The sequence below is a fragment of the Brevibacterium linens genome (genome assembly GCF_003999335.1).
Taxonomy (GTDB): domain Bacteria; phylum Actinomycetota; class Actinomycetes; order Actinomycetales; family Brevibacteriaceae; genus Brevibacterium; species Brevibacterium linens.
Genome location: NZ_CP026734.1, coordinates 1,728,497 through 1,754,551, shown reverse-complemented (window position 1 = coordinate 1,754,551; position 26,055 = coordinate 1,728,497). Strand labels below are relative to the sequence as shown.

The 26,055-nt window shown below is 64.2% G+C and carries 22 protein-coding genes and 1 other annotated feature; of the genes, 4 read left to right on the top strand and 18 right to left on the bottom strand.

The window, feature by feature from the left end; genetic code table 11:
- Positions 1-71: 71 nt before the first annotated feature.
- The 5 genes from CXR29_RS07890 to CXR29_RS07870 form a co-directional block, all read right to left on the bottom strand.
- The gene (locus CXR29_RS07890; protein ID WP_025776799.1) at positions 72-437 is read right to left on the bottom strand and encodes a DUF4233 domain-containing protein; all 366 of its coding nucleotides are present in this window, start codon (positions 435-437) and stop codon (positions 72-74) included.
- Positions 434-1,933 (bottom strand): bifunctional folylpolyglutamate synthase/dihydrofolate synthase, encoded by a 1,500-nt coding sequence (locus CXR29_RS07885; protein ID WP_127364288.1) that lies wholly within the window; start codon positions 1,931-1,933, stop codon positions 434-436. Before CXR29_RS07885 ends, CXR29_RS07890 begins: the two co-directional genes overlap by 4 nt.
- Positions 1,930-5,193, bottom strand: coding sequence for an isoleucine--tRNA ligase (gene ileS / locus CXR29_RS07880; protein WP_101593626.1), 3,264 nt, complete (start codon positions 5,191-5,193; stop codon positions 1,930-1,932). Before ileS ends, CXR29_RS07885 begins: the two co-directional genes overlap by 4 nt.
- 313 nt (positions 5,194-5,506) lie before the next feature.
- A complete protein-coding gene (locus CXR29_RS07875; RefSeq protein ID WP_025776802.1) occupies positions 5,507-6,262 on the bottom strand; it encodes an SDR family oxidoreductase in 756 nt (251 codons plus the stop codon).
- 79 nt (positions 6,263-6,341) lie between these two features.
- Positions 6,342-7,475: an acyltransferase gene (locus CXR29_RS07870; protein WP_241241637.1), complete on the bottom strand. Its 1,134-nt coding sequence runs from the start codon at positions 7,473-7,475 to the stop codon at positions 6,342-6,344.
- Between the two features lie 244 nt (positions 7,476-7,719).
- Here CXR29_RS07870 and valS point away from each other — a divergent pair, with 244 nt between their 5' ends.
- Together valS and CXR29_RS07860 are read left to right on the top strand one after the other, a co-directional pair.
- Positions 7,720-10,365 (top strand): valine--tRNA ligase, encoded by a 2,646-nt coding sequence (gene valS / locus CXR29_RS07865; protein ID WP_127364286.1) that lies wholly within the window; start codon positions 7,720-7,722, stop codon positions 10,363-10,365.
- Positions 10,366-10,593: 228 nt separating this feature from the next.
- On the top strand, positions 10,594-11,286 hold the full coding sequence (locus CXR29_RS07860) for an AIM24 family protein (protein WP_127364285.1): 693 nt from the start codon (positions 10,594-10,596) through the stop codon (positions 11,284-11,286).
- Between the two features lie 297 nt (positions 11,287-11,583).
- On the opposite strand, the gene CXR29_RS07855 is transcribed toward CXR29_RS07860, so the two are convergent.
- The 9 genes from CXR29_RS07855 to CXR29_RS07815 form a co-directional block, all read right to left on the bottom strand.
- Positions 11,584-12,870: an MFS transporter gene (locus CXR29_RS07855; RefSeq protein WP_127364284.1), complete on the bottom strand. Its 1,287-nt coding sequence runs from the start codon at positions 12,868-12,870 to the stop codon at positions 11,584-11,586.
- An 11-nt stretch (positions 12,871-12,881) separates the two neighbouring features.
- Positions 12,882-14,165, bottom strand: a complete 1,284-nt coding sequence (gene clpX / locus CXR29_RS07850; protein WP_025776808.1) for an ATP-dependent Clp protease ATP-binding subunit ClpX — start codon at positions 14,163-14,165, stop codon at positions 12,882-12,884.
- Positions 14,166-14,361: 196 nt separating this feature from the next.
- Positions 14,362-15,006 (bottom strand): ATP-dependent Clp protease proteolytic subunit, encoded by a 645-nt coding sequence (locus CXR29_RS07845; protein ID WP_025776809.1) that lies wholly within the window; start codon positions 15,004-15,006, stop codon positions 14,362-14,364.
- 26 nt (positions 15,007-15,032) lie between these two features.
- Positions 15,033-15,593 (bottom strand): ATP-dependent Clp protease proteolytic subunit, encoded by a 561-nt coding sequence (locus CXR29_RS07840; protein ID WP_051504969.1) that lies wholly within the window; start codon positions 15,591-15,593, stop codon positions 15,033-15,035.
- Between the two features lie 238 nt (positions 15,594-15,831).
- Positions 15,832-17,208 (bottom strand): trigger factor, encoded by a 1,377-nt coding sequence (gene tig / locus CXR29_RS07835; RefSeq protein ID WP_127364283.1) that lies wholly within the window; start codon positions 17,206-17,208, stop codon positions 15,832-15,834.
- Between the two features lie 212 nt (positions 17,209-17,420).
- Positions 17,421-18,827, bottom strand: coding sequence for a glycoside hydrolase family 15 protein (locus tag CXR29_RS07830; RefSeq protein ID WP_127364282.1), 1,407 nt, complete (start codon positions 18,825-18,827; stop codon positions 17,421-17,423).
- Between the two features lie 249 nt (positions 18,828-19,076).
- Entirely contained in the window at positions 19,077-19,394 is a 318-nt protein-coding gene (locus CXR29_RS07825) for a hypothetical protein (RefSeq protein WP_127364281.1), read from the bottom strand.
- Between the two features lie 27 nt (positions 19,395-19,421).
- Entirely contained in the window at positions 19,422-19,721 is a 300-nt protein-coding gene (locus tag CXR29_RS07820) for a hypothetical protein (RefSeq protein WP_127364280.1), read from the bottom strand.
- Positions 19,722-19,758: 37 nt separating this feature from the next.
- Entirely contained in the window at positions 19,759-21,225 is a 1,467-nt protein-coding gene (locus CXR29_RS07815; protein WP_241241636.1) for a tyrosine-type recombinase/integrase, read from the bottom strand.
- A gap of 762 nt (positions 21,226-21,987) precedes the next feature.
- Here CXR29_RS07815 and CXR29_RS07810 point away from each other — a divergent pair.
- On the top strand, positions 21,988-22,293 hold the full coding sequence (locus CXR29_RS07810; RefSeq protein WP_164742795.1) for a transposase: 306 nt from the start codon (positions 21,988-21,990) through the stop codon (positions 22,291-22,293).
- Positions 22,254-22,382 (top strand) — a sequence feature (AL1L pseudoknot). It overlaps the preceding gene by 40 nt.
- The gene (locus CXR29_RS07805) at positions 22,290-23,213 is read left to right on the top strand and encodes an IS3 family transposase (RefSeq protein ID WP_164742794.1); all 924 of its coding nucleotides are present in this window, start codon (positions 22,290-22,292) and stop codon (positions 23,211-23,213) included. Its footprint overlaps the feature before it by 93 nt. The genes CXR29_RS07810 and CXR29_RS07805 overlap by 4 nt, the downstream gene beginning before the upstream one ends.
- 153 nt (positions 23,214-23,366) lie before the next feature.
- On the opposite strand, the gene CXR29_RS07800 is transcribed toward CXR29_RS07805, so the two are convergent.
- From CXR29_RS07800 to CXR29_RS07785, 4 genes are all read right to left on the bottom strand, one after another.
- Positions 23,367-23,783, bottom strand: coding sequence for a hypothetical protein (locus tag CXR29_RS07800; RefSeq protein ID WP_127364277.1), 417 nt, complete (start codon positions 23,781-23,783; stop codon positions 23,367-23,369).
- A 31-nt stretch (positions 23,784-23,814) separates the two neighbouring features.
- Complete coding sequence (locus CXR29_RS07795) at positions 23,815-24,276, bottom strand: helix-turn-helix domain-containing protein (protein ID WP_127364276.1); 462 nt, start codon at positions 24,274-24,276, stop codon at positions 23,815-23,817.
- Positions 24,277-24,357: 81 nt separating this feature from the next.
- The gene (locus tag CXR29_RS07790) at positions 24,358-25,128 is read right to left on the bottom strand and encodes a hypothetical protein (protein WP_127364275.1); all 771 of its coding nucleotides are present in this window, start codon (positions 25,126-25,128) and stop codon (positions 24,358-24,360) included.
- Between the two features lie 188 nt (positions 25,129-25,316).
- Positions 25,317-26,042, bottom strand: coding sequence for a DUF3558 domain-containing protein (locus CXR29_RS07785; RefSeq protein WP_127364274.1), 726 nt, complete (start codon positions 26,040-26,042; stop codon positions 25,317-25,319).
- Between the last annotated feature and the right edge of the window lie 13 nt (positions 26,043-26,055).

Genomic DNA, 26,055 nt, shown 5'->3' with positions numbered 1-26,055 from the left:
GATTGCGTGTGGACGTCGGTGCACAGTCTACCCGGGCGCCCCGGCGGTGCTCGCCTCGGCGCCCTGACAGGTCAGCCCCGCGCTGCGACCTCACGATCGATGCGCGCCGACCAGTAGACGGCCACCGCCCACAGTGCGATGAACAGCGCTGCGACGAAGAACATCGAGGTGAGCACGAAGCCGGAGGCCAACAGCAGTCCCTGGACGACCCAGCCGATGATCACGCCGGGGCGTCTCTCACCGATCCGCCGGGGGAGCAGGATGACGGCGATGATCGCCAGCACGGCGACGATCGAGGCTCCGATGAGCAGCTGAGCCAGGGTCAGGGTCTGCGCAGACTTCACCGACAGGCCGAATGTCGTGAGCACGGCGAAGTAGACGACGACGAGTTCGCAGATGAGGATCGATCCGCACAGGACGGGGTACTTCGATTTCACTGCTCCTCCCCTCGTCCGAGGAGCACACGAGCCTCGGCCACGGTGTAGATGGAACCGGTGACGACGATCCCCGGGCTCTTCGCATCGACGCTGTTGGCCAGGTCGATGGCCTTCATCAGGGCGGCATTGAGATCGGCGGCGACGATGACGGAATCCTCGTCGACCCATTCCCTGACCGCCTCGGCGAGGTCGCCTGCCGGCAGCGAACGGGAGTTGAGATTCTCACTGACGACGAACACATCGGCGCTGCGGTGAAGCTCTTCGATGACACCGTCGCTGTCCTTGTCGGCCAGCATCGCCAGCACCATGACGACGTAGTCGAAGTCGAACGCCTCGGTGAGGGTCTCGGCGAGCACATGCGCGGCATCCGGGTTGTGGGCGCCGTCGACGACGACGCTGGGCCCGGTGCGCACGAGTTCGGCACGGCCCGGTGAGGTCACCCGGGCCAGCCCCTCGGCCACGGTGACCGGGTCGAGCGGCTTGTCTTCGGCGCCGAGGAAGGCTTCGGCCGCGACGATCGCGACCGCGGCATTGTGAGCTTGATGGATGCCGTGCAGGGGCAGGAACAGGTCGGAGTAGACGTCCCTGCGGCCCTGCACGGTGATGAGCTGACCGTCGACGGCTCGCTGCCGCTCGAGGAGGCGGAAGTCCCGGTCCTCGGTGACCAACGGAACCCCGCGACGGGCGGCCTCCTCATCGAGGACGGCCTGGGCGGATTCGTCCTGGTCGGCAGACACGGCGATGGGGTCCGGGGCCGGGCCGTCTGCGACGCTGCGATCGAGGATGCCGGCCTTGGTTGCGGCGATCTCCTCGATGGTGTCGCCGAGGAACGCCTGATGATCGAGTCCGATCTTCGTGAAGACGCATACCTGAGCATCGGCGACGTTCGTCGAATCCCAGGCTCCGCCCATGCCGACCTCGGTGACGACGACATCCACGGGGGCATCGGCGAAGACGGCGAAGGCCAGCACGGTCAGTGCCTCGAAGTAGGTCAGCCTCGCACGGCCTTCGGCCTCGAGCTGAGCATCGACGATCTCGAGATACGGGGCGATCTCGTCGTAGATGCGCACGAAGGTGTGAACGGACACGGGGGCACCGTCCACGGAGATCCGTTCCGTCACCGAATGCAGGTGAGGGCTGGTGAACCGGCCGACGCGGAGCTCGTGTGCGGTGACCAGCGAATCGATCATCCGCGCCGTCGAGGTCTTCCCGTTGGTTCCCGTGATCGTGATCGTCGGGGCCGCGGTGTGGATATCGCCGAGGATCTCACACGCCCGCCGGGTCGCGTCGAGGCGAAGTTCGACCTGGGTCTCCCCCGCCCGGGCCAACAGCAGAGCGTAGACCCGGGCGAGTTCCGCGCGAGTGGCCTCATCGACGACCGGTTCGGGCAGAGGTTCCGGATCCGTTTCGTCCCCGTACTGCGGACCTTCGACAGCGGCCAGCAGCTCCTCGGCTGCAGCCAGCGGATCCTCGGCTGAGGTGTCGTCGTCGCTCATGCGCGCTTCACCGCCAGACGGGTGCCGCCGGGAAGCTCTTCGGGACTGAATACCTCGGCGTCGGACTCGACCGGACCGAAGGTCAGCGAAGTCGTCAGTGTCTCACCGGCGATGAGGTCCGCGTGGGGTTCGAGGGCGGCGACCGCCTCGGAGCCCGCTTCGACGGTGACGGCGATCCGGTCGGAGATGTCGAGGTCGAGCTGCTTGCGGATGCCCTGGATGGCACGCACGGCGTCCCGGGCCATGCCTTCGGCCTCGAGCTCCGGGGTGACCCGGGTGTCGAGGGCGAGGAAGCCGGAGTCGAGAGCTGCGAGTTCCATGCCTTCGGTGCCGGATTCGGCGACGGATTCGAGGGTGTACTCGCCGTCGACGAGTTCGATTCCGCCGCTGACCACGGTGCCGTCGGCAACGGACCAATCGCCGGTCTTCGAGGCCCTGATGACCTGCTGGACCTGCTTGCCCAGACGGGGTCCCGCGGCACGGGCGTTGACGACGAGATTCTGCGACAGGGAGAATCCGGCGGCTTCCGCCTCGGCGACGTCGAGGACCTCGACGGTGCGCACATTGAGCTCATCGGCGATGATCTCGGTGAAGTCGGAGTTCAGGTCCGAGTCGGTGGCGACGGTCAGCTGCGACAGCGGCAGGCGCACGCGCAGCTGATTGGCCTTGCGCACCGAGGAAGCCGTTGAGCAGATATCGCGGGTGAGATCCATGGCCGCGACGAGGTCGGCGTCGGCGGGGAAGACATCGGCGTCGGGATAGTCGGCCAAGTGCACCGACCGCTGACCGGTCAGTCCGCGGTAGATCTCTTCGACCGTGAACGGCAGCAGGGGTGCAGCGACCCGGCAGAATGCCTCCAGGCAGGTGTAGAACACGTCGAAGGACTCATGCGTGTCGGCACCGCCGTCCCAGAACCGGCGGCGCGAACGGCGCACATACCAGTTCGTGAGCATGTCGAGGTAGCTGCGGACGAGTTCGCATGCCGCCCAGATGTCCAGGCCGTCCATCGCCTCGGCGAATTCGGTGATGAGGTCGTGCGTCTTGGCCAGCAGATACCGGTCGAGGACCTGGCTGGAGTCATAGCGCGTCTGTGCCTGGTAGCCGGTCTTCTCCCCCGCCGGGCCGTCGGCGGCGTTGGAGTAGGTGGCGAAGAACTGCCACGTGTTCCACAGCGGCAGCACGACCTGGCGGACACCGTCGCGGATGCCCTGCTCGGTGACGACGAGATTGCCGCCGCGCAGGATCGACGAGGCCATGAGGAACCAGCGCATGGCATCCGAGCCGTCGCGATTGAAGACTTCGTTGACATCGGGGTAGTTGCGCAGAGACTTCGACATCTTCTGCCCGTCGGAGCCCAAGACGATGCCGTGGGAGATGCAGTTCGTGAAGGCGGGACGGTCGAAGATCGCTGTGGCCAGCACGTGCAGCAGGTAGAACCAGCCGCGCGTCTGCCCCACGTATTCGACGATGAAGTCGGCCGGGAAATGGTTGTCGAACCATTCGGAGTTCTCGAACGGGTAGTGCACCTGGGCGTAGCTCATCGATCCGGAGTCGAACCACACGTCGAAGATCTCCGGGATGCGCTGCATCACAGACTTGCCCGTGGGGTCGTCCGGGTTCGGGCGGGTGAGGTCGTCGACCCACGGGCGGTGAAGGTCGACCTCGCCGGAATCGTTGCGCGGCAGTCGGCCGAAGTCCGCTTCGATCTCGGCCAGAGATCCGTAGACGTCGGTGCGTGGGTAGGCCGGGTCGGAGGAGATCCACACGGGGATCGGCGAACCCCAGAAGCGGTTGCGCGAGATCGACCAGTCGCGGGCGTTTTCGAGCCATTTGCCGAACTGTCCGTGCTTGACGTTGTCGGGCACCCAGTTGATCTGTTCGTTGAGTTCGACCATGCGGTCCTTGAACTCGGTGACGCGGACGAACCAGGACGACACGGCACGGTAGATCAGCGGGTTCCGGCAGCGCCAGCAGTGCGGGTAGGAGTGCTCATAGGACTCGTGGCGGACCAACAGCGCATTCCGCGATTCCATCGGCCCGGTGTGGTTGCGCAGGTCCTTGATGATCGCCTTGTTCGCGTCGAAGACCTGCTGCCCGGCGTAGTCAGCGACGGTCGTGTCGAAGCGACCGGCGTCGTCGACGGGGCGGGCGGCGGTGATTCCGTAGGAGTCGGTGAGCTCTTTGTCCTCTTCACCGAAGGCCGGCGACTGGTGGACGATTCCGGTGCCGTCGTCGACGGTGACGAAGTCCGCAGCAAGGATCGTATGCATCTTCTCGCCGAATTCGTCCTGTCGGCCCTCGAAGTAGGGGAAGGCAGGTTCATAGGCGGCGCCGACGAGTTCGCTGCCGGGGAAGGTGCGCAGGACCTGCGGTTCGGCACCGAGCTCACGGGCATAGGCGCCGAGCCGCGCCTCGGCGAGGATGAGCGTCTTGCCCTGGAGCTCTTCTGCTCCGTCTTCTCCGGGCACGACCGCGACGAGCGGGATCTCCGGGTTGACGGCCACTGCCTGGTTCGACGGAACGGTCCATGGCGTCGTGGTCCAGATGAGGACCCATTCGTCGGAGTCCTTGAGCTTGTAGCCGATGGTCACGGCCGGATCCTGACGCATCTTGTACACGTCATCGTCCATGCGCAGCTCATGGTTCGACAGCGGCGTCTCGTCCTTCCAGCAGTAGGGAAGCACGCGATAGCCCTCGTAGACGAGGCCCTTGTCCCACAGCTGCTTGAACGCCCAGATGACGCTTTCCATGTATTCGACATTGAGCGTCTTGTAGTCGTTGTCGAAGTCGACCCACCGACCTTGCCGGGTCACGTACTCTTCCCATTCCTGGGTGTAGCGCAGCACTGAGGACCGGCAGGCGTCATTGAAGGCGGCCAGACCCATGCGGCCGATCTCGGACTTATCGGTGATGCCCAGCTGACGTTCGGCTTCGAGCTCGGCAGGCAGGCCGTGAGTGTCCCAGCCGAACCGACGGTCGACTTTCTTGCCCCGCATCGTCTGGAAGCGCGGGACGACGTCTTTGACGTATCCGGTGAGCAGGTGACCGTAGTGCGGCAGACCGTTGGCGAAGGGAGGTCCGTCGTAGAAGACGAATTCGTTCTCGCCGTTGACACCGGCGTCGCGCTGGGCGATCGATGCCTTGAAGGTGTCGTCCTCCTGCCAATAGCGCAGCACGGCGTCTTCGATGGCAGGGAAGTTCGGGGAGCTGGAGAGTCCGAACGTCGAGGTCGAAACCTTGGGATAGAGAGGCTGGGTCATGAGCGTCCTTCGGGGTCACTGCGGTCACTGTCACGAGGACGACAGTCTGCCGCGGTACCACCTCGCTTATCCGCGCTCCGACCGGTTCGGGTCGATCCGCGGATCGCTCATTGACTCAGACGATGACGGGTCCACCCGTCCGGTTCTACTGAGAACGCAGCGATCAGGACGCTCGTTCCGTTCTTCCGGATGCTCCCCGGTGATGGCCGGATCGACACAAGACAATCGTATACCGTCGACTCCGCCCGAGACCACCCGGCGGGTTCAGCCGAAACCCATCCCCGAGGCGGCCGCGGGCAGCAGCCGTGAGCACTCACAGTCCGCGGTTGCGGGCGACCTTGTGCTGAGCGGCTTGTGCGATGGGCCGGATGACCATGAGATCGACGTTGAAGTGGTGAGGCCGGGTGAGCGTGTACACGATGGCATCGGCGACGTCGTCCGCGGTGAGCGGATTCTCGACTCCTTCATAGACCTTCGCGGCTTTCGCTTCGTCACCGCCGACCCGTTTGTAGGTGAACTCATCGGTGGCGACCATTCCCGGGGCGATCTCGATGACGCGCACGGGTTCGCCGGCGAGTTCGAGGCGCAGGGTCGCCGCAACGGAGTGGGTGCCGTGCTTCGCAGCGACATAGCCTCCACCGCCTTCATAGGCCTGATGACCTGCGGTCGAGGACATGACCACGATGTCTCCGCGGCCGGAGTCGATGAGAGCCGGAAGCAGAGCCTTGACGACGCGCAGGACACCGAGGACGTTGATATCGAACATGTCCCGCCACCCGTCGACCGACGCCTCGGCGACGGTGTCCGTTCCGAAGGCGGCCCCGGCATTGGCGACGAGGGAATGGACGACTCCCCCGGCGAGCACCTGCTCGGCCATGGACGCCACGGCGGCGTCATCGGTGAGGTCGGCGACGATGTAGTCGGCTCCGGTCTCCTCGGCGAGGGCCTTGAGCTTGTCCTCACGGCGGGCTACCGCCACGACGTCCCAGCCCTGGTCTCGCAGCTGTCTGACCGCGGCGGCACCGATTCCGGAACTGGCTCCTGTGACGACTGCTCTGAGAGTTTCCATCTGAGTTCTCCTCTGTCAGGTCTGTCGGTGGGTCATGAGTCGGGATTCCGGTCGCGGGATCTCCTGTCCGCTTCTCAGTCTACGGAGTCGGCTCTCGGCCGGCAGCGGTGTCTTCTGAGTCGGGATCGCTGTCATTCGGTCGGCTCCGGGCAGGATAGGGTGAGTCGGGTGGGACAGGGTTCGTCGGCGTGCTCGATCGGGAGTGCGGATTGCGCGGGCCGCCCTCGCCGAAGACGGCGCGGACACCCGGGATCTTCACGGCCAGCCAGGTGATCGCGGCGCAGACGAGCGCGTAGGCGATCGGCATGATCACGGCGTGGAGGAGGACTCCCGGCACGGTGTTCGGCAGGCCCATGGCGTTGCGCACCGGGTAGAGCAGGAGCGGATGGAGGAGGAACACTCCGAAGGAATACGGGTAGAACCGGTGCAGCAGTCCGAATCCTTCGCGCATATGGAAATGCAGAAGGAGGTACGCAGCGATGGAGGCGACGACGACTCCGGGGGCGAGATATTCGTAGGGGAACATCCACGGCTTCTCCCCCGGCCCCAGGCCGGCCCAGACTGCGGTTGCGGCGGACGCGATGATGAAGCTCGCCCAGGCCACGACGGCGCCCCTGGCGGAGAGGACGATATCGCGCAGCACCCACCCGAGGATGTAGAAACCGGCCATCGGCAGGAACCGAGTGGCGATATTGGCTTCGCCGACGTCGAAGATCATCGACACCCACTGGTCGGTCATGCCGATGCCGAGGAAGATCAGCCCGGTCCCCCACTGCAGACGGCGGGAGCCGTGGACGCTCAGCAGTCGGAAGAACGGGGTGAGCAGGGCCAATCCGGCGAGGACGTAGAGGAAATAGAGCTGGACGAAGGGTGAACCGGTGAGGATCGCGATGCCCGGGTTCCACGCCTGGTCATCAGGTTGGAGGTAGAAGCGGCGGAACAGAACATAGACGATCGTCCAGAACACGAGGGGGATGCCGATCCGCCGGACCCGCTTGGACAGGAAGGTGCGCGGCTTGCCGCCCCGGTCGGGGTCGAGGGCCAACGCGCCGGAGATCATGATGAACACCGGCACCGACCACCGGCAGGCGGAGTCGACGGCGTTGGCCAGCCACCAATCGGGACCCATTCCAGCGAAGTTCTCTTCGACGACGGTTCCCAGGGAATGGATGGCCACGACGGCGATGATCGCGATCGCACGTGCCGGATTCATCCACGCGGTCGACGTGGGCGGCGGATTCTCTGTCGGAATTCGGTCCAGGGGCGCCATGCATCCATGATGTCATTGCCCGCGGCGCAGCCGACTCACTGCGCTTTCAGGGTGTGAGCTCTCCCATGCCGTCGACCGAGCCCCTGGGGAGGCGCGAGTGCCGCGCATGTGTTCCGGTGAGGCTTCGCCCGGCTGCAGGCGCGAACCGGTTTGGCCGATCGCGAACCGGGTGAGAAAATCAGCAATTATGAACACACCTGCCTTTTCGGACTCGACGCACGAGTCAGTGAACCTGCCTGACAAGCAGGCCCTCGAGGGCCTGCGGGACAAATGGGACGCCGCGTGGAGCGAGCAGAACGTCTACGCCTTCGACGTCGACACCGATCGCGAGCAGGTCTACTCGATCGACACTCCCCCGCCGACCGCCTCGGGGTCGCTGCACGTCGGTCACGTGTTCTCATACACGCAGACCGACATCATCGCCCGCTATCAGCGGATGACCGGCAAGAACGTGTTCTATCCGCTGGGATGGGATGACAATGGCCTGCCGACCGAACGGCGGGTGCAGAACTACTACGGAGTCACCTGCGACCCCAGTCGGCATTACGACCCGGACTTCCAGCCGCCGGAGAAGGCACCGAAGAATTCGCGCGACTTCGTCAAGGTCTCGCGCCAGAACTTCATCGAGCTGTGCGAGCAGCTCTCGGCCGAGGACGAGAAGGTGTTCGAGGACCTCTTCCGCTCCACCGGTCTGTCGGTGGATTGGAAGTTCACGTACCGCACGATCGACGACGATTCGCGTGCGGTGAGCCAGCGGGCCTTCCTCACCGACCTGCAGAACGGCCATGCCTATTCGCAGGATGCCCCGACGATGTGGGACGTGACCTTCGGCACCGCTGTCGCTCAGGCCGAACTCGAAGATCGAGAACGCGAGGGCGCCTATCACAAGGTGAAGTTCTTCCCCGAAGGCGCCGACGGCCTGGCCGACACCACGGCGGAGCCGATCATCATCCTCACCTCCCGCCCGGAGCTGATTCCCGCTGTCGTGGCGCTCGTCGCCCACCCCGACGACGAACGCTATGCCTCGCTGTTCGGCACCAATGTCGTCTCACCGCTCTTCGGCGTCAGCGTCGAGATCCGTGCCCATGAACTCGCGAAGTCCGATAAGGGCACGGGCATCGCCATGGTCTGCACCTTCGGCGATCTCACCGACGTGACCTGGTGGCGAGAGCTGGATCTGCCGACCCGCGCGGTCATCAACCGCGGCGGCCGCCTCAACCTCGAGGTGCCCGAGTGGATCGCGAGCTCGCCGAAGTCCGATGCTGTGGCCAACTATGAGGCTCTGGCCGGAAAGACCACCTTCTCCGCCCGCAAGGACATTGCGCAGATGCTCATCGACTCCGGTGACCTCATCGGTGAGATCGAGCCGATCACGCATCCGGTCCCGTTCTACGAGAAGGGCGATAAGCCGCTCGAGGTCGTCACCAGTCGTCAGTGGTACATCCGCAACGGCGGTCGTTCGGCCGAACTGCGGGGTGCGCTCATTGCTCGTGGGCGCGAGATCGAATGGCACCCGGCGTACATGCGCTCCCGCTACGAGAACTGGGTGGAGAATCTCAACGGTGACTGGCTGGTCTCCCGGCAGCGATTCTTCGGTGTCCCGATCCCGCTGTGGTATCGCCTCGATGCCGAAGGACAGCCCGATTACGAGAATCCGATCGTTCCTCAATCGCTGCCCTGTGACCCCATCGCCGAGGCTCCTGCCGGCTTCACGGAAGACCAGCGCGATGTGCCCGGCGGGTTCACCGCCGATCCGGACGTGCTCGACACCTGGGCGACGTCGTCGCTGACCCCGCAGCTGCTCGGCGGCTGGTCGCGGGACGAGGAGTTCTTCGACAAGGTCTTCCCGTTCGACCTGCGCCCGCAGGGCCACGACATCATCCGCACCTGGCTGTTCTCGACCGTCGTCCGGGCGAACTCGCTCAACGATTCGGCGCCGTGGAGACACGCCGGACTCTCGGGCTGGATCCTCGACCCGGATCGGAAGAAGATGTCGAAGTCGAAGGGCAATGTGGTCGTGCCCTCGGACATCCTCGGCGAGGCGAAGCCCGGATTCGGTCCGGATGCCGTGCGCTACTGGGCCGCCAGTGCGAAGCTCGGTGCCGATACCGCCTATGACGTCACACAGATGCAGATCGGACGCCGTCTGGCCATGAAGCTGCTCAATGCGTCGAAGTTCGCTCTCGCGCAGGGCGTGCACGCCGGTCTCATCGGTCAGCTCGGGGCCGTCACCCACGACCTCGATCGGGCCCTGCTGGCGAAGCTGGCCGACGTCGTCGCACAGGCGGGAACGCATATGGCCGCCTACGACTACTCTCACGCTCTGCGGGTGACCGAGAGCTTCTTCTGGGAGTTCACCGACGACTATGTCGAGCTCGTCAAGGATCGCTCCTACGGTTCTGTCGGGTCCGACGATCAGCTGTCGGCCCACGTCACCCTGGCTACGGCCCTGGACGTGCTGCTGCGTCTCTTCGCACCGTTCACACCGTTCGTCACCGAAGAGGTCTGGTCCTGGTGGCGCACCGGTTCGGTCCACCGTGCACAGTGGCCTGCCGATGAGGCACTGAGCCACCCGGGTTCGACCGTCGATCCCGAGCTTCTGGCTGCGGTGGCTGCGGCACTGACCGAGATCCGCCGCACGAAGACCGAGGCCAAGGTCTCGCAGAAGACCGAGGTCGCCTCGGTGACCATCCAGGCACCGGCCTCCGTCATCTCCGCGATCACGGCGGCAGCAGGTGACCTCAGAGCAGCGGGCCGCATCAGGTCGCTGACGACCGAGGAAGCCGGTGAGGACATCACCATCGCCGCGATCGAGTTCGTCGAACAGAGCTGAGCCGAGGACGCGCCGGACCTCCGATTCGGCCCGCGTCCCGATCAGCTCCACCGGAGCCCCACGGCACCCGTTCCTCCGCAGAGACGGAGCAGCGAGTGCCGTGGGGCTCGTCGCATGTTCCGGAACGGATACACGAGCGGAAGGGGTTCTGCGGCCTCTGCCCCGTAATATGGTTCTCGACCACCGAAGCACCACGAAGTCCTCGTTGAACGAAAGGCTCCCAGAACCGTGAGAAGCGAACTGTTTTCCCAGCGCAACGCCGAGATCCAGAACCAGGAGCGATGGACGCTCCAGTCGAACAAGATGCTGCGTTCGGTGGTCACGCCGAACGCTCCGATGATCGCCACCAAGGGCGCCATGGTCGCCTACCAGGGAGATGTCCACTTCACCCACCAGGGATCGAAGTCGGTCGGCCAGTTCATGAAGAAGGCGGCCACCGGCGAAGGCGGCAATGTCATGCGCGTCGAGGGACACGGTGAAGTGTTCTTCGCGCGGGAAGCGTCGAACATCTTCATGATGGCACTCGAAGGTCCACAGGACGCGCTGACCGTCAACACCGCGAATCTGCTCGCCTTCGATGACGCTCTCAACTGGGAGATCAAGCGCATCAAGGGCGGAGTCGGTGCCATGGTCAGCGGGTCGGGACTGTTCAACCTCGAACTTGCCGGACAGGGCACCGCCGCCATCTGCTGCAAGGGTGAGCCCATGGTCCTCGACTGCTCGCAGCAGCCGACATTCGTCGACCCGCAGGCCGCCGTGTGCTGGTCCTCGGCCCTGGCTCCGCAGATCAAGACCGACGTCAGCGTCGGCACCTTCTTCGGTCGCGGTTCCGGTGAGTCCGTGCAGCTGGCCTTCCACGGCCCCGGCTTCGTCGTCGTCCAGCCTGCGGAGAACGCCGTCTACTCGGCCACGACCAGCTGACACGCCGGCGGCCGTCCACTGCCTCACCACGCACCCCCGACCTGCTGCTTCGGCAGCGAGTCGGGGGTGTCGTCATCTGCACTCACGCTTCCTCATCGCGCATCCCTCCCCCGAGTTCGCGAAGTCGTCTGCTGCATCCCTCGTCCGTAGTGCCATGCCGCCACGCTGCATCGATGTGCTTTGCGGAGAACGCTGAGGGATACGACGGTACCGGGAGGTTCTGCCGCTGGCAGGGTGGGTGACGCTGTGGGTGATGCTGTGGCAGATGTGTTCCCGCCCGGACATCACGACAGAAGATCAGGCGGTGGGGACCGTGTGTTCGCGGCCGCCGCGTTCGACCCGGTATTTCCGGAAGGTCGGGAAGATCGCCGCACAGACCAGCACAAGGACGATGACGGCAATGCCGCCGCCCGCCGAGGCGACCGTGGTGTCGGTGACGGCTGCGACGGAGCCGTGGAGGACGTCCGCGATCCGCGGTCCGCCGGCCACCACGACGATGAACACGCCCTGCATCCGACCGCGCATCGCATCGGTGGCACCCTCCTGGAGCATCGTCTGCCGAAAAGCACCGGACACGACATCGGCTCCTCCGCCGACCGCCATCGCAGCCAATGCGACGACGAGCGCGGTCAGCCAGAACCCTGCCGCCAGCTCAAGCGACAGCCCGAACACTGTCATGGCCGCACCCCAGACGACGATGGCGACGATGACGGCGAGCCCCTGACGCTGCACGCGTGAGACCCATCCGGAGAAGATCCCGGCCAAGGCGCTGCCGCCGGCCAGGGCGGCGAAGAGCAGCGAGAATACGATGCCGCCTTCGGGTGGGCCGTCGAAGGTCTCGACGGCGATTTGCGGGAACAGTGCCCGCGGCATTCCGAAGACCATCGCAATGATGTCGACCAGCAGAGAGACCATGACGACGGTGTTCGTCCGCAGATACCGGAACCCATCGACGATCCCTTTGAATCCCGACCGGGTATCGGGCTGTTTCTGCGGCAGCAGCGACGGCAGTCGGACCACTGCATAGAGCGTGGCGAAGAGGAACACGGCATCGATGACGTAGAGCAGCTGGTACCCGAACAGCGGAATCAGCGCTCCGCCGACGACAGGGCCGACGACGGCGCCCACCGTCATCACGGTCATATTCAGAGAATTCGCCGCAGGCAGCAGATCGAGCGGGATGATCGAGGGCAGCAGGGCGCCCCTCGCCGGCTGGTTGAGTGCGAAGAATGCCTGCTGCATGGAGAACACCGACAGCAGCAGCCAGACATTGTCGACGCTGAGCACTGCGATGAGTGCGAGTATCGCGGACGTGACGATCAGCCCGACGGTCGAGATGACGAGCAGCCTGCGACGATCGATGACATCGGCCAAGGATCCGCCCCACAGCCCGAAGACGATGAGCGGAACCAGACCGAACGCACCGGCGAGACCGACGTAGCCGGACGACCCTGTGAGGTGGAAGATCTGTGCGGGAATCGCCACGACGGTCATCTGCGCACCGATGACGGTGACGATGTTGGCCGTCCACGGCCGCCGGAAGGAGGCGTACCGCAGCGGACGTGTGTCAGCCAGGAGTCTCATGCGTGAGAGACTCAGGCAGATTTCTTATTCGTCCTGTTCCGTGACTTCGGCACAAGGGTCGGGGCGACGTTCGATTCGACGACCTCCTTGGTCACGACCACCTCGGCGATGTCCTCGCGTGAGGGCACGTCGAACATGACCGGCTGCAGGACCTCTTCCATGATGGACCGCAGTCCGCGCGCACCGGTACCACGCAGAAGAGCGAGGTCGGCGATGGCCTCGAGCGCCTCGGTCTCGAAGGTCAGGGAGACACTGTCGAACTCGAACATCCGCTGATACTGCTTGACCAGTGCGTTCTTCGGCTCAGTGAGGATCGACATCAGCGCGGCACGGTCGAGATTCGACACGGTGGCCAGCACCGGGAGGCGACCGATGAATTCGGGGATGAGTCCGAACTTGAGCAGATCTTCCGGGAGGATGTCCGCGTAGAGGTCCTCTTCGTCGTTCTTCGACTGCAGAAGGGCGCCGAAGCCGATTCCGTGCTTGCCCTTGCGGCCAGCCACGATCTCTTCCATTCCGGCGAACGCGCCCGCAACGATGAAGAGCACGTTCGTCGTGTCGATCTGCAGGAAGTCCTGGTGCGGGTGTTTGCGTCCGCCCTGCGGCGGAACCGAGGCCTGTGTGCCTTCGAGGATCTTCAGCAGTGCCTGCTGCACGCCCTCACCGGATACGTCACGGGTGATCGACGGGTTCTCCGACTTGCGGGCGATCTTATCGATCTCGTCGATGTAGATGATGCCGTGCTCGGCACGCTGGATGTCGAAGTCCGCGGCCTGGATGAGCTTGAGCAGGATGTTCTCGACGTCCTCACCCACATAGCCGGCTTCGGTCAGCGCGGTGGCATCGGCGACCGCGAAGGGGACGTTGAGACGTTTGGCCAGCGACTGTGCGAGGTAGGTCTTTCCCGAACCGGTGGGTCCGACGAGCAGAATGTTCGACTTCGCGATCTCGACGTCGGAATCGCTGGTGCCCAAGGTCTTCTCGTCGCCCGACTGCAAGGACCGGATGCGCTTGTAGTGATTGTAGACGGCTACGGACAGCGCCTTCTTCGCCGGTTCCTGACCGACGACGTATTCTTGGAGGAAGTCGAAGATTTCGCGGGGTTTGGGCAGTTCGAGCTCGGCCTGCTCCGGACTGGATTCGCTGAGTTCCTCTTCGATGATCTCATTGCACAATCCGATGCATTCATCGCAGATGTAAACACCCGGTCCGGCGATGAGTTTCCGAACCTGCTTCTGAGACTTCCCACAGAAGTTGCATTTGAGCAGGTCTGCTCCGTCCGCACTGCGAGCCACTGTCACAACCTTTCGCCGGGACGCTTGGTCCCAACTCTACCGCTCGTGTTTCCTGTACCTCAATAGCTTCCCATACGCGGCGGACACGAGCCCCCAGCCACGTCTCGGTGTGTCGGCGGGCAGAACCGAGAACAGGTTCGTACGATCGCAATCGTACGAACCCGTTCTCAGCGCTTGCCAGTGCTCAGCACGATGATCAGTTCGCGTCCTTGCGCGACGAGAGCACCTGATCGACGAGACCGTAGTCCTTGGCCTGAGCGGCCGTGAGGAAGAGATCGCGTTCGATGTCGTTCGAGATCTGCGAGGCTTCCTTGTTCGAGTGCTTGGCCAGAGTTGCCTCGAGCCATTCGCGCATCCGCAGCACCTCAGCGGCCTGGATCTCGAGGTCGGAGGCCTGGCCCTGCCCCTGGCCCTGCATCGCGGGCTGGTGGATGAGCACACGTGCATTCGGCAGAGCGAGACGCTTGCCGGGTGTGCCCGCGGCCAGCAGAACGGCGGCAGCGGAGGCGGCCTGACCGAGGCAGACAGTCTGGATCTCCGGCTTGACGTACTGCATGGTGTCGTAGATGGCCGTCATCGCGGTGAACGAACCACCGGGCGAGTTGATGTAGAGAGTGATGTCACGGTCAGGATCCTGCGATTCGAGAACCAGCAGCTGAGCCATGACATCGTCGGCTGACGTGTCGTCGACCTGGGCACCCAAGAACACCACACGATCGTCGAAGAGCTTGGTGTAGGGATCCTGGCGTTTGAAGCCATAGGGTGTGCGCTCTTCGAACTGCGGCATGACGTAGCGCGACTGCGGCATATTCGACGCCGTCGACCCCGGCATAAAGTTCATTGCATTCATACTTCCCTCACTCCTGCTCAGTTGTTCTCGACGTCGGACGCGCTGGTGACCATCTTGTCGATGAATCCGTATTCGAGCGCTTCCTCAGCGGTGAACCAGTGGTCGCGGTCGTTGTCCTTGAGGATCTGCTCGAGCGACTTGCCGGTCTGCTGAGCGGTCAGTTCCGCCATCTGCTTCTTCATGTGCAGGATCAGTTCGGCCTGGATCTTGATGTCAGTGGCCGTTCCGCCGATGCCGCCCAGCGGCTGGTGCATGAGGATTCGGGCGTGCGGGGTGGCATAGCGCTTTCCCGGCGCACCCGAGGACAGCAGGAACTGTCCCATCGAGGCGGCCATGCCCATGGCCACGGTGGAGACATCGGGCTTGATGTACTGCATCGTGTCGTAGATGGCCATACCGGCGGTGACGGATCCGCCGGGCGAGTTGATGTAGAGCGAGATGTCCGCGTCAGGATCTTCGGCTGCGAGCAGCATCATCTGCGCACAGATGGCGTTGGCGTTGTCGTCACGCACCTCCGAACCGAGCCAGATGATGCGCTCCTTGAGAAGACGATTGAAGATGTGGTCGTCCAGACCCATTCCCCCACCGGCGTCGAGGCCGACGGGAGCTGTCGTGTCGTATGCGCTCACGTTTCACTCCTGTGTTCTGTGGATGGCTTGATATGGACTCTAACCGCTCTCCCCCGGGTTTTAGTCCGCGGCGAGGCCTGTGTTCGCCCTCAGCGTGATCGGGACCTGAAGATGCAGAGACGGTGGGCACGGATCGCAATCCGCACCCACCGTCTCATCAGGATTCCACCGCCGAGGCGGCTGACCCTCAGTTCTCTTCGGCGGCCTCTGCAGGGGCTTCGGCGTCAGCGTCCGCGCTCTGCGCGTCAGCGCTGGCGGCCTCGGCGTCTGCATCCTCGGCGTCGTCGCCGGCGGAGGTGAAGGCCTCCATGTCGACGACGTTTCCGGCCGTGTCCTTGACCGTGGCACCGGCGAGGACGGCGGCCAGAGCCTTACGGCGCGAGACCTCGCCGACGAGGGCGTTGACCTGGCCGGAGCTGTCGAGCATCTGGGCGAACTCGTTCGGGTTCATTCCGTACTGCTGCGACGCGGAGATCAGGTACTCGATGAGTTCGGGCTGGCTGACCTCGACGTTCTCGGCTTCGGAGACGGCGTCGAGGATGAACTGGGTGCGCAGGTTGCGCTCGGTCTCCTCGGTGACCTCCTTGCGGTGCTCGTCATCGTCCGAACGGTTCTCGGATTCGAGGTGACGCTCGACCTCGTCGGTGACGATCTTGGCCGGGACCGGGACCTCGAGGGTCTCGATGAGGTGTTCGAGGACCCTGTCGCGTGCCTGCACGCCCTGCTCGGTCTCCTTGGACTTGCCGGCCTGGACGCGCAGATCCTCACGCAGTTCGGCGATCGTGTCGAACTCGCTGGCCAGCTGAGCGAAGTCGTCGTCGGCCTCGGGCAGTTCCCGTTCCTTCACGGCACCCAGGGTGATCTTCACGGTGCCCTGTTCGCCGGCGTGCTCGCCGCCGGCGAAGGTGGTCTCGAAGGTCGTGGTCTCTCCGGCGGAGAGGCCGTCGAGAGCCTCGTCCATGCCTTCGAGCATCGTTCCGGCGCCGACCTGGTAGGAGATGTCGGAGGCGGTGTCGATCTCTTCGTCGCCGATGGTGGCGACGAGGTCGAGGGTGACGAAGTCGTCCTTGGCCGCGGGGCGATCCACGGCGACGAGGGTGCCGAAGCGGGTGCGCAGCTGCTCGAGCTCGGCATCGACATCGGCGTCGGTGACGTCGATCGGGTCGACCTCGATGGTGATCGAGTCGTAGGCAGGCAGTTCGACCTCGGGACGCACGTCGACCTCGACCGTGAAGCCGAGCTCGCCGTCTTCGGTTCCGTCGAGGCCGGGAACCTCGGAGATCTCGACCTCGGGCTGGCCCATCGGCTTGAGGTCATGCTCGTCGACCGCGTTGCGGTAGAACTCGTCCAGACCGTTGTTGATCGCTTCCTGGATCACAGCAGGACGACCGATGCGCTGATCGATGATGCGCGCGGGGACCTTGCCCTTGCGGAAGCCCGGGACGGTGACCTGAGCACCGATGGTCTTGTATGCCTCGTCGACGCTCGGTTTGAGTTCGGCGTATGGGACTTCCACGCTGATCTTGACCCGGGTGGGGTCGAGTTGCTCGACGGAGCTCTTCACAGTGTGACCTTTCAGATTCGACAGTCATGCATTTTCGGTCATCTCCGACCTGATCATCCGGGTTCGTGACCGCAAACGGCCATCTCACAGCCTGATCGGTCATCTCGTGACCTTGGAGGGAGCGAAAGTCCACGAATAGTTCGCGCACGTCCGCAAGACGCAATCACCTATGTTACGCGAAACACCCGCCGTTACGCGAAACCGGGGTGTTGTCACGAGGCCGCTCCGCCTCGGTGCCCGTAGAGCTCGTCGAGGGTGATGATGACGTTGGCCGCCGTCCATGACAGCGGGGCTGCAGAGACCGGATCGCCGTCCGCGCTGATCTTCTCCGGAAGAGACCCGGCACTCGTGCGGTGTTCCGTCAGCCAGTCGAGGACCGATTCGGCCCTGGCGCTGAGTCCGAGGCGTGCGAAGCCGAGCCCCATGAGCGCCGTCGACGGCGTCCAACTTGAGCGGTCGAGGATCCACCCATGCCCGGGCTTGATCCCGCCGGCCGGCTGTTCGAGACGGTCCCAGACTCCGGCGAGGAGCTCGGGGTCGAGCGCGTAGATTCCGTCCTCCGCGTTCGGCACGAGTCCGGCGGCGGGCAGGTAGGCGATGGCCGAATCGGATCCGCCCGAGGTGGGATACCGCTGCATCCCATTGGCCCCGAAGGTCCGGCTGAAGGTCTGACGATAGTCATCGGCTCCCCGCAGAACCTCATCGGCTTCCTCGCCGAGGCGGCTCCACAGCCCCGGATCCGCTTTCGTCAGCGCGGTGAGCGAGTTCATCCCGACCAGAGTCGGTCCGGCCAAGCCGAGCGTGACCTGTGATTCTCCGACCTCCCAATAGTCCGGTCCGACCGGAGGCAGACGGCGGCCGCGGGACGTGAGATCGAACAGCCGCGAACTGGTCCGTCGCAGCAGATCGTCGAGTCCCCCGAGATCGGAGCCTCCGGTTGTCGCCGTGGAGACGGCGTGCACTTCGGCAACCGCCCAGAGGACGAGGCCGAGTGAGTCGAACTGCGACGCACGATCGTCCGGCGCCAGACCGGTTTCGGGGTCGACGCGGGCGGCGAACGCCCCGTCGGGCGCCTGTACGGACTGCAGATAGCGCAGATGACCCCAGGCCAGGCCCGAGAGCCCGACCCGCGCCAGAGCCACCGCGCAGAAGGCGGTATCCCGCGGCCAGACATAGCGCCACGCACCCGCCCGTCCGGCGACCGGAGCGGGCAGCCCGTCGCTGAGCACCCACAGGTCGAGCAGAGCTGCGACCGCGAGCTCTCGACGGTGGGCGGGCAGCGTTGTCAGCCATGACTCGCAGCCGTCGAGGAACTCCTGCTGCCCGAGCGCCGGACCCGGATCGGCAAGGTCCGGCATGACTCTCGACTGTGCGGGCAGGATCTGCACGGATTCGGCATCCACAACCTCGCGCAGGCCCGAACGAGTGTAGGCGGCGGTGACCGAACGGACCGGGTCCGGTCGGGCTGCCTCGGCGAGGGCCGTCGTGATCGCTGAACCGAGACCGATCGCGCCGATTCCGATAGCGGCACCGGTGAGAACCGCCCGCCGACTGGGCCGGGCGGTGTCACGCTCATCGCGCGGGAGCGTGCCGCGTGGCGGCCGAACGGCAGTGGTCATGAGAAGGATCCTACCCGTCCGGGCATAAGAAAACCGGCCTGACCATCTGGTCAGACCGGCTTGTGGAGGGGATGACGGGAATCGAACCCGCACCATCAGTTTGGAAGATTCCTGTTGCCCTCTGTGTCGCCCCAGGTCAGGCCGGGTCCTGTGTTTGTATTCGGACCAAACGTGACCTTATATGACCTAACTATACACACTGAGTTCTAGAGGGTTCGGTCATGTTAGGTCACGCCGTGTCGGCTGCGGTCACGAATCGGGGTCCGGCAACGATGACGAGTCCGCTGGGCGCGGTGGTTCGGTGTCGAGGGCAGCAGCCAAGCGGATGGATTCGGGATCGAGTGGCGAGGAACCGGGCACGCTGTGGCGGGGGCGAGCGTCGAGGTCGGCCCGGTGGCGGCGGGCGAGTTCGTCAGCGACGATGCGGGTCTCTCTGGCGCGGCGGTGGTATCCGGCGGGGAAGTCGGCGGCGGTGAGTCGTTGCAGGTGCGCGAGCAGTGCGGTGGTCGTGGCGGTGCGCAGCACCTGTGCGGACAGTCCTCGGGGGTGGGGTCTGCGGTGTGTCATGGGTTGTGTTCTTTTCGGTGGTTGTGGTCAGTGCGGCAGGTTGCGATTGAACCGGCGACGGAGTTTGCGTCCGCGCCGGGGGCGATGTTCAGACGGTTGGTAGTCGTCGGGGTGGAAGCATTCGGCCCTTTGGGCGCGTTCGATCTCGGTGGTGCGGTAGCGGCGGCGGATTTCTGCGGCGGTGGCGCGGTACTCGGCGGCCAGTGCGGTGTAATCGTCGCCGGTGATGTAGTCGAGTCGGTGGGCGAGATAGTCCCTGTGGGATTCGAGCCGGTCGAGCGGGACTCGACGCAGCTCAAGTCTCCAGGGATAGCGGTTGTTCGGCATGGTTGGTTTCCGTTCGTTCGGTCGGTTGGTGGTGGGGTTAGCTGATTGCGGCGAGGTGGCCGCGTCGGGTGCCGAATGCCAGCGGAGCCGATGCCCGGCGATGATGAGCACGAGCGGTGTCCGTGTCGGCTCGGTCATTCGGCAGCGGCTTGGCAGCGGCCGCCGGGGTGCTCGGCCCGGTCGGGGTCGGGTCCGTCGGACTCGGATTCGGGGTCCTGGTCGTGTTCGTGAGTTGGTCGAGTCGGTCGGCTAATGCACGGTCGCGGTCGTTTCCGGCGTGTTGATAGATCGCAGCCGCCCGGGCCGTGGAGTGACCAATCCGGGCTTGCAGCTCAGCCTGAGTCGCCCCGGCTTGCGCAGCCAGCGTCGCCCCGGTGTGGCGCAGGTGATGCCAGGCGATATCGGGCCGGTCAATGGCCAGTCGTGCCCGACGCATCACCCCGGACCGGGTGGACGCGGTGACGGGGTTGCCGTGGCCGGTGGTGAACATCAGCGCATCGGGGTCGGTGCCGGTGTGCTGGTCGAGGTGGTCGGCCAGGACCGGCAGGATTGAACGCGGCAGGTTCACGGTGCGTCGGCCAGCGGCGGACTTCGGCGGACCATAGGCGACGGGTTCGCCCGGGACTTCGACCAGGGTGCGGGCCACGGTGACGGTCGCGGCGTGCAGGTCGAGGTCGCCCCGGCGCAGGGCGAATGCTTCGCCGGGGCGCAGTCCCGACCAGGCGGCGATGAGCACGGCGGCACGGTAGCGGTCGGGCATCGCATCGGCCAGGGCCACCACTTCGGTCGCGGTCAGGGGTCGGCGTTCGGGGTGCGGTGCCGTGCCCGCCCCTTTGACGTGGACCGGGTTCGCGGTGATCAGACCATCGCGCACGGCTTGCATGAGCACGGTCCGCAGGAGTCGGTAGGCACCGGCAGCAGCGGTCCGGCCCGGGTACTCCCCCGCCGTGGTCGGCACCGTCGGGGCCGGTGAACCGGCGGCAGTCCATGCGTCGAGCACATCGGTCGGCAGCTTGCCGGTCGGGGCCACGTCGAATCCGTGGCTCATCGCCCAGGCCCGGGCCGGATGCGGGCCGCGTCGGGATGTAGCCGACTGTTCGAGGGCAGCAGCGCGGGTGCCGTCGAGCAGCGCGACATACCACGTGCGGACGAATCCCGGGGTCAGGGCTTGGACGGTCACCGTCGAGATATCGACCGGGGTCGTCGTCCCGACCGGGCACAGAATCCATGACTGAGCGGTACGCCGGTACAGATCGAGGGTGCGGGGACGCAGCGTCGCCTGAGCGTGGTCGAGGTAGTCGGCCAAGTACTGACCGACGGTGATTGCCGACGGCTTCGCGATGACGGGGTTGTTGCCCAGCACTTCGGCGTGGACCCGCACGCGCACGGCTTCGGCCTCGGCCCGGGTGCCGAACGTGCCCGGCACTTTATGGCGGGTGCCGTCGGGAGCGGTGTAGCGGACCCGGAACCGCCCCGACGGCAACCGATCAATCGCCCCGAACACCGCCCGCGCCGTCACAACACACCCCCACAAACGCGGCGCACCCCGAATCCGGTCGAAGCGACGCAGCGGGACGACGTTCGGACACGCTCAGATTTAGCCCAGCACGGACTCAGCGGACCCCGTTCGATGGTCTCGGGCATATTGGACTGTCTTGGCCGCACATCGGGAGTTTCGGCGCAGTTCGGGTCCGTTACGAATTCTTCGGGCGAATATTGACCAAATCTGAAGATGCCGTGGGGCATCGGGAGTGACCGCAATTCTGACGTGACCTGAGAGATTGAGGTTGCAGATTTTTTGTTTGGCGAGTTGGGAGAAAAAGAAAGTGGGGAGCGGGGCTTCAGGGCGCATCCGAGTTTAAAAAAACGGGCCGCGCAATCGGTGAGGCTGTCATGTTGTCCGCTCCGCTGGCGTTGGAATATTCTTTCCGGCCTCGGCGATAGTCCGGCTGTCAGACTTCGCGGGCGCGTACTGTTCTCTCTACTGTTCATTACTGTTCTACTCCTGTTCTTTATAGGTCCAATAGGAGTTGGACCTGAGTCCAGTCAGCGTTGGACCTCAGGTCCAATGGACGTTGGACCTGAGAATGATTGGGTTAAGAGTTATCCCCAGCTTTGTCCACAGTCTCTTGCGCTCCGTCTATGGATGCCGTGGACAGTCCGTCGAGAGTGAGAGTGGCGGCATCAGCGAGGGTGGGGGTGGGTGTGAATCGCCCCGGGGATAATAGAGGCAGGGAGATTGGAAGAAGGAGATTCTCTCTTGCCAGTGAAATACACCGACGAACTCAAGGCTCGTGCCGTCGAGCTCGTCATCCATGCCCAGGCCGACCCCGACACCGCGAACGGAGCGATCACCCGTGTTGCGAACGAACTCGGTCTGAGTAAAGAAACCCTGCGAGTCTGGGTGCGAAAGCACAAGGACTCCGGCAAAGCCACACCGGCCGAGTCGGTCGACCTGGAAGCGGAGAACCGTCGGCTCCGGGCTGAGCTGGCCGAAGCGAAGCGGGCCAACGAGATTTTGAAGAGAGCGTCGGCTTTCTTCGCGGCGGAGCTCGACCGCCCATCGAAGTGATCGTCGCTTTCATCGACGATCATCGTCACGAGTTCGGAGTCGAGCCAATCGTGCGCGCCCTGTCCGGGACTGCTGCACGGATTGCTGTGAGCTCGTATTACGCCTACAAGAAGCGTCAACCATCAGCCAGGGCCCGTCGGGACCAAGCACTGATGGTGGTCATCCAGGATGTCTATGAGGCGAACTATTCCTGCTATGGAGTGCGGAAGATGTGGAAGGCGATCAACCGCGACTACGCCGACCAGTTCGGTCCGGTGGCCCGCTGCACAGTGGAGCGGTTGATGCGCCAGTTGGGCATTGACGGGATCCGGCGGAAGCGGAAGCGGCCGAAGACGGCCTCAGCACGTGCTGAGGAGTGTCCGGATGATCTCGTCGAACGTGAGTTCGCAGCACCGGCACCCAACTGTTTGTGGGTTGCGGACATCACGTATGTTCCGACGTCTGCTGGGTGGGTGTACACGACGTTCATCCTTGATGTCTTCCACCGGGAGATCGTCGGCTGGCAGGTGACGAACCATATGCGGGAGTCGCTGGCCAGGGACGCACTCACGATGGCTCTCGCTGCGAAGTATCGGGCCGGCGAAGACGTCTCCGGGCTGGTGCATCACTCGGATCGCGGGGTGCAATTCCGGTCGATTCGCTATGGCGAGACCCTGGCGGAGTCCGAAATTGTGGCATCTGTGGGGTCGCGTGGGGACTCGTATGACAACGCGATGGCGGAGGCGCTGAACTCGGTATACAAGGCCGAGCTTATCGACCGGAAAGTGTGGTCGGGGTTGATTGAGGTGATGGCGGAGACGTCGAAGTGGGTGGCTTGGTACAACCAGGAACGGCTGCATTCAGCGACCGGGTACCGACCACCGTTCGAGGTCCATTCCGAATGGATCAACCAGTCTGCGACAGAGTCCGCGGCTGCTTAGGAAACCAAGAAAAGGAGCCTCTACGAAACCCGGGGCTTGACACTCTCTCCCCCGCGTGCTCGGCGATGCAATTGAATACGCACGTGCGGACAGTGCCGGGGTTGAGGTCGAGATAGGCGTTGGTCGAGGTGTTGAGCTGCGGTATGTGCTTGGTCATGGCTGAGTCCTTTGCTCGGTATCGAGGGTGAAGTCAGTAGCTTCAATCTCGGCTTGCAGGTCGGTGATGTGGGGCAGTACCTCGAATGCGGCGGTACTGCCGTTGACGGCCTTACTGATCTGACGGATAATTCCTGCGTCTTTGAGCACGCGGATGCCCTCATTGACCAACTTTGTGATCTTGCGATTGTGATGCAGTTGGTCTGGGGTGGTCGGCTCGGGAATCCACTCTTTGCCGATTGCGTCGGCAAGCTTGCGCGAACTACCGAAATAGGTGCGCGGCGGTATTCCCTCGGGTCGGTTTCGCGCATCGTCGTCAAACGTGCGCGCGGCCAGGGCGAATCCGATCTTTGCCGCGTTGCCGGGCAGGTGGGAGACCGCCGGAATCATCAGCTGTACATTCTTGAGTCCCACGGTGTCTGTTGGGTTCGTCGCGGGCGGACGATCACACCGGCAGACCGGCAAGGGGGCCGGTCGTCGCGGGTGTGGTGCAGCTGTCGATGAGGTCGGTCAGTGCTCGGACTGGCACGTATCGGTTTCTGCCGAACGGCACGCTGGCGAGACCGCCGTCACGGATGAGCAGCGAGACTGTGTTGCGGTGGATGCCCAGCAGCTCGGCGGTGCCGTTGATCGTCAGGTATCTGTCGATGACGGTGGCGAGGTTGTCTGGCTCGGGCTGGGCAGTGTGTGGGTTGAGCGCGTCGAGATAGTCCCGGAATGTCGACAGGCGTATCTGGACACGACGACCGATGCGCACGACAGGCAGTCGCCCGTCTCCAATCCATGCTGACAGGGTGCTTTGTGAGCGTTGGAAAAGCTGTGCGGCTTCGGCTCGGGTGAGCAGTCGGTACTGGTCGGGCAGGTCGGCTGCGGTGATGATGTGTGAGGTTGTGAACCGGCGGTTCATGGTGAGTTCTCCAATGATCCGCTGACTTGAGCGTGTTGGAGTCGTCTACCTGTGCGGGTTCGGGTGTCGCTGGTCTGGCAGTCAGCGGGTCATGGGCAGCGCAGCAGAGCACTCGGCACAGGTGGTGTCGAGTGCGGGCGGTGCCGATGTGAGCACGCAGGTGGTGAGGATGTGGAGTATCGGCGGCGGAGGTTGCCGGTCGATTCGCTCGGTGGGGTGCTCAGTGGCTGTCGCGGTCGTCTCGGCGATGAGTTCGACGGCGGTGGCGAGCATGACAATGATGATGAGAGTCAGATAGTCGTTGTGTTCGGCGGCGGTGCCGGTAGCGCGGTCGGTGAGCAGTGAGCAGATGAGCGCGGCAAGATACTCGACCGAATCCGATGCCAGCGAGGTTGCGTCAACATTGAGCGTGTCGAGGGCTTCGGCAAGGGTGCGGTCGAGTTGCGGACCGCTGAGAGCATCCGCCGGTAGGGCTGCGGTAATTTGTTCGACCAGCTGGGCGGGGTCGTTAGTGGCCCGGGCGAGTACGGCGGCGCGGGCAGCGCGGAATATGACCGATTCGGCCCCGGTGCGTGAGAGCAGTCGAGCAGGGTGGTCCGGCGGTAGGTCGTCTCGACTGTTATCGGCTGCGTCGGCGCGGCGTTGGGCACGGTTCTTGCGGGCTTCGATCCCGTCGAGTTCGGTCAAGCAGTCGAGCACAGTGTTCGCGGCTGCGAGTTCTTCGGCAGTTGCGTCGGGGTCGAGCAGATCATCTCTCAGATCGGCCAGGACCGGCGGCAGCACATGATCTCTGGGCGCATCGAGCACAATTGTCGCCGGGTTCGGCGGTGTGTGCGTCGAGAGTGCGGCCATGCACACAGTTATATCAGACAAACGACACCGATGTAGTTAACGAGCGACCTCTATCGGTTTGGTCATGAATATGCAGCATCCCGGAGCACCGGTCCAGTGTGCCGGACCGCCCCTCCGGAATGCTGGGGGGTGTGGGTAGTTCGCAGTGCGCTTGCGTGTCATGCGCCCCACAGCCGTTGGCTCAGTGGTCAGCGGTTGTCGTAATAGAACTCAAGGTCGTCGAATGCAGGAATTCTTCGCGGCCCCCTGGGGCCATCGTTTTCCACGCGCTCTTGACGCTTGACAAACCTGTCCGGCCACGATTCGATGTGGGCCTGGCGAACGTCGAGGGTGACTTTCGCGAGATCGGAATTGTCATAGAACGGCTCGTCGGACGAGATTTCCCATATCGCTGCCGATTCGTCATCACCTGCGTCGCGGGTGCCGATGTAACGGACATCAGTCTCAAGTGGATCGTCGCAGGTTTTGTAAGTTGACTCTACGTCGGCTCGCTGAAATTCGAAATCGGTGAGGTCGTCGGCCTTGAGGGGAAGATTGGATTGTTTGAGAACGACAACGATCAAACGTTTGGGGTCAAATTCTTCTGAGTAGTTGTCGTAACTGTCTGCGCGGGTGTCGTCATAGGACACGTCGTCCATGTTCGGGTCGCCCGCGAATACGGGTGAGAGGTTGACGTTCACGTCGCCGCTGTCCGTCCAGACTGGCTGGCGCAGACCGTCGCCTGAAACAGAGCAAGCATTGGCTGGTGTGGCTGGTAGTGCCGGTGGCTCTGGGGTGGGTTTGGAGTATGTCCGCTTCTCTGTGGACTCTGAACCCTCGATTGGCGGACCGTTCGATTCCGGTGTGCAGCCCGCCAGGAGCACTGTCACACATGCGAGTGTGGTGAAGCCAAGTGTAGTTTTTTTGTGCAGCATATGAACCTATTCT

Excerpts from the sequence above, each read along its gene's own strand:
- CXR29_RS07885 (WP_127364288.1), bottom strand. The coding sequence starts at position 1,933 with ATGAGCGACGACGACACCTCAGCCGAGGATCCGCTGGCTGCAGCCGAG.
- ileS (WP_101593626.1), bottom strand. The coding sequence starts at position 5,193 with ATGACCCAGCCTCTCTATCCCAAGGTTTCGACCTCGACGTTCGGACTC.
- CXR29_RS07875 (WP_025776802.1), bottom strand. The coding sequence starts at position 6,262 with ATGGAAACTCTCAGAGCAGTCGTCACAGGAGCCAGTTCCGGAATCGGT.
- CXR29_RS07870 (WP_241241637.1), bottom strand. The coding sequence starts at position 7,475 with ATGAATCCGGCACGTGCGATCGCGATCATCGCCGTCGTGGCCATCCAT.
- valS (WP_127364286.1), top strand. The coding sequence starts at position 7,720 with ATGAACACACCTGCCTTTTCGGACTCGACGCACGAGTCAGTGAACCTG.
- CXR29_RS07855 (WP_127364284.1), bottom strand. The coding sequence starts at position 12,870 with ATGAGACTCCTGGCTGACACACGTCCGCTGCGGTACGCCTCCTTCCGG.
- CXR29_RS07845 (WP_025776809.1), bottom strand. The coding sequence starts at position 15,006 with ATGAACTTTATGCCGGGGTCGACGGCGTCGAATATGCCGCAGTCGCGC.
- CXR29_RS07840 (WP_051504969.1), bottom strand. The coding sequence starts at position 15,593 with ATGGGTCTGGACGACCACATCTTCAATCGTCTTCTCAAGGAGCGCATC.
- CXR29_RS07830 (WP_127364282.1), bottom strand. The coding sequence starts at position 18,827 with ATGACCACTGCCGTTCGGCCGCCACGCGGCACGCTCCCGCGCGATGAG.
- CXR29_RS07825 (WP_127364281.1), bottom strand. The coding sequence starts at position 19,394 with ATGACACACCGCAGACCCCACCCCCGAGGACTGTCCGCACAGGTGCTG.
- CXR29_RS07820 (WP_127364280.1), bottom strand. The coding sequence starts at position 19,721 with ATGCCGAACAACCGCTATCCCTGGAGACTTGAGCTGCGTCGAGTCCCG.
- CXR29_RS07795 (WP_127364276.1), bottom strand. The coding sequence starts at position 24,276 with ATGAACCGCCGGTTCACAACCTCACACATCATCACCGCAGCCGACCTG.
- CXR29_RS07790 (WP_127364275.1), bottom strand. The coding sequence starts at position 25,128 with ATGGCCGCACTCTCGACGCACACACCGCCGAACCCGGCGACAATTGTG.
- CXR29_RS07785 (WP_127364274.1), bottom strand. The coding sequence starts at position 26,042 with ATGCTGCACAAAAAAACTACACTTGGCTTCACCACACTCGCATGTGTG.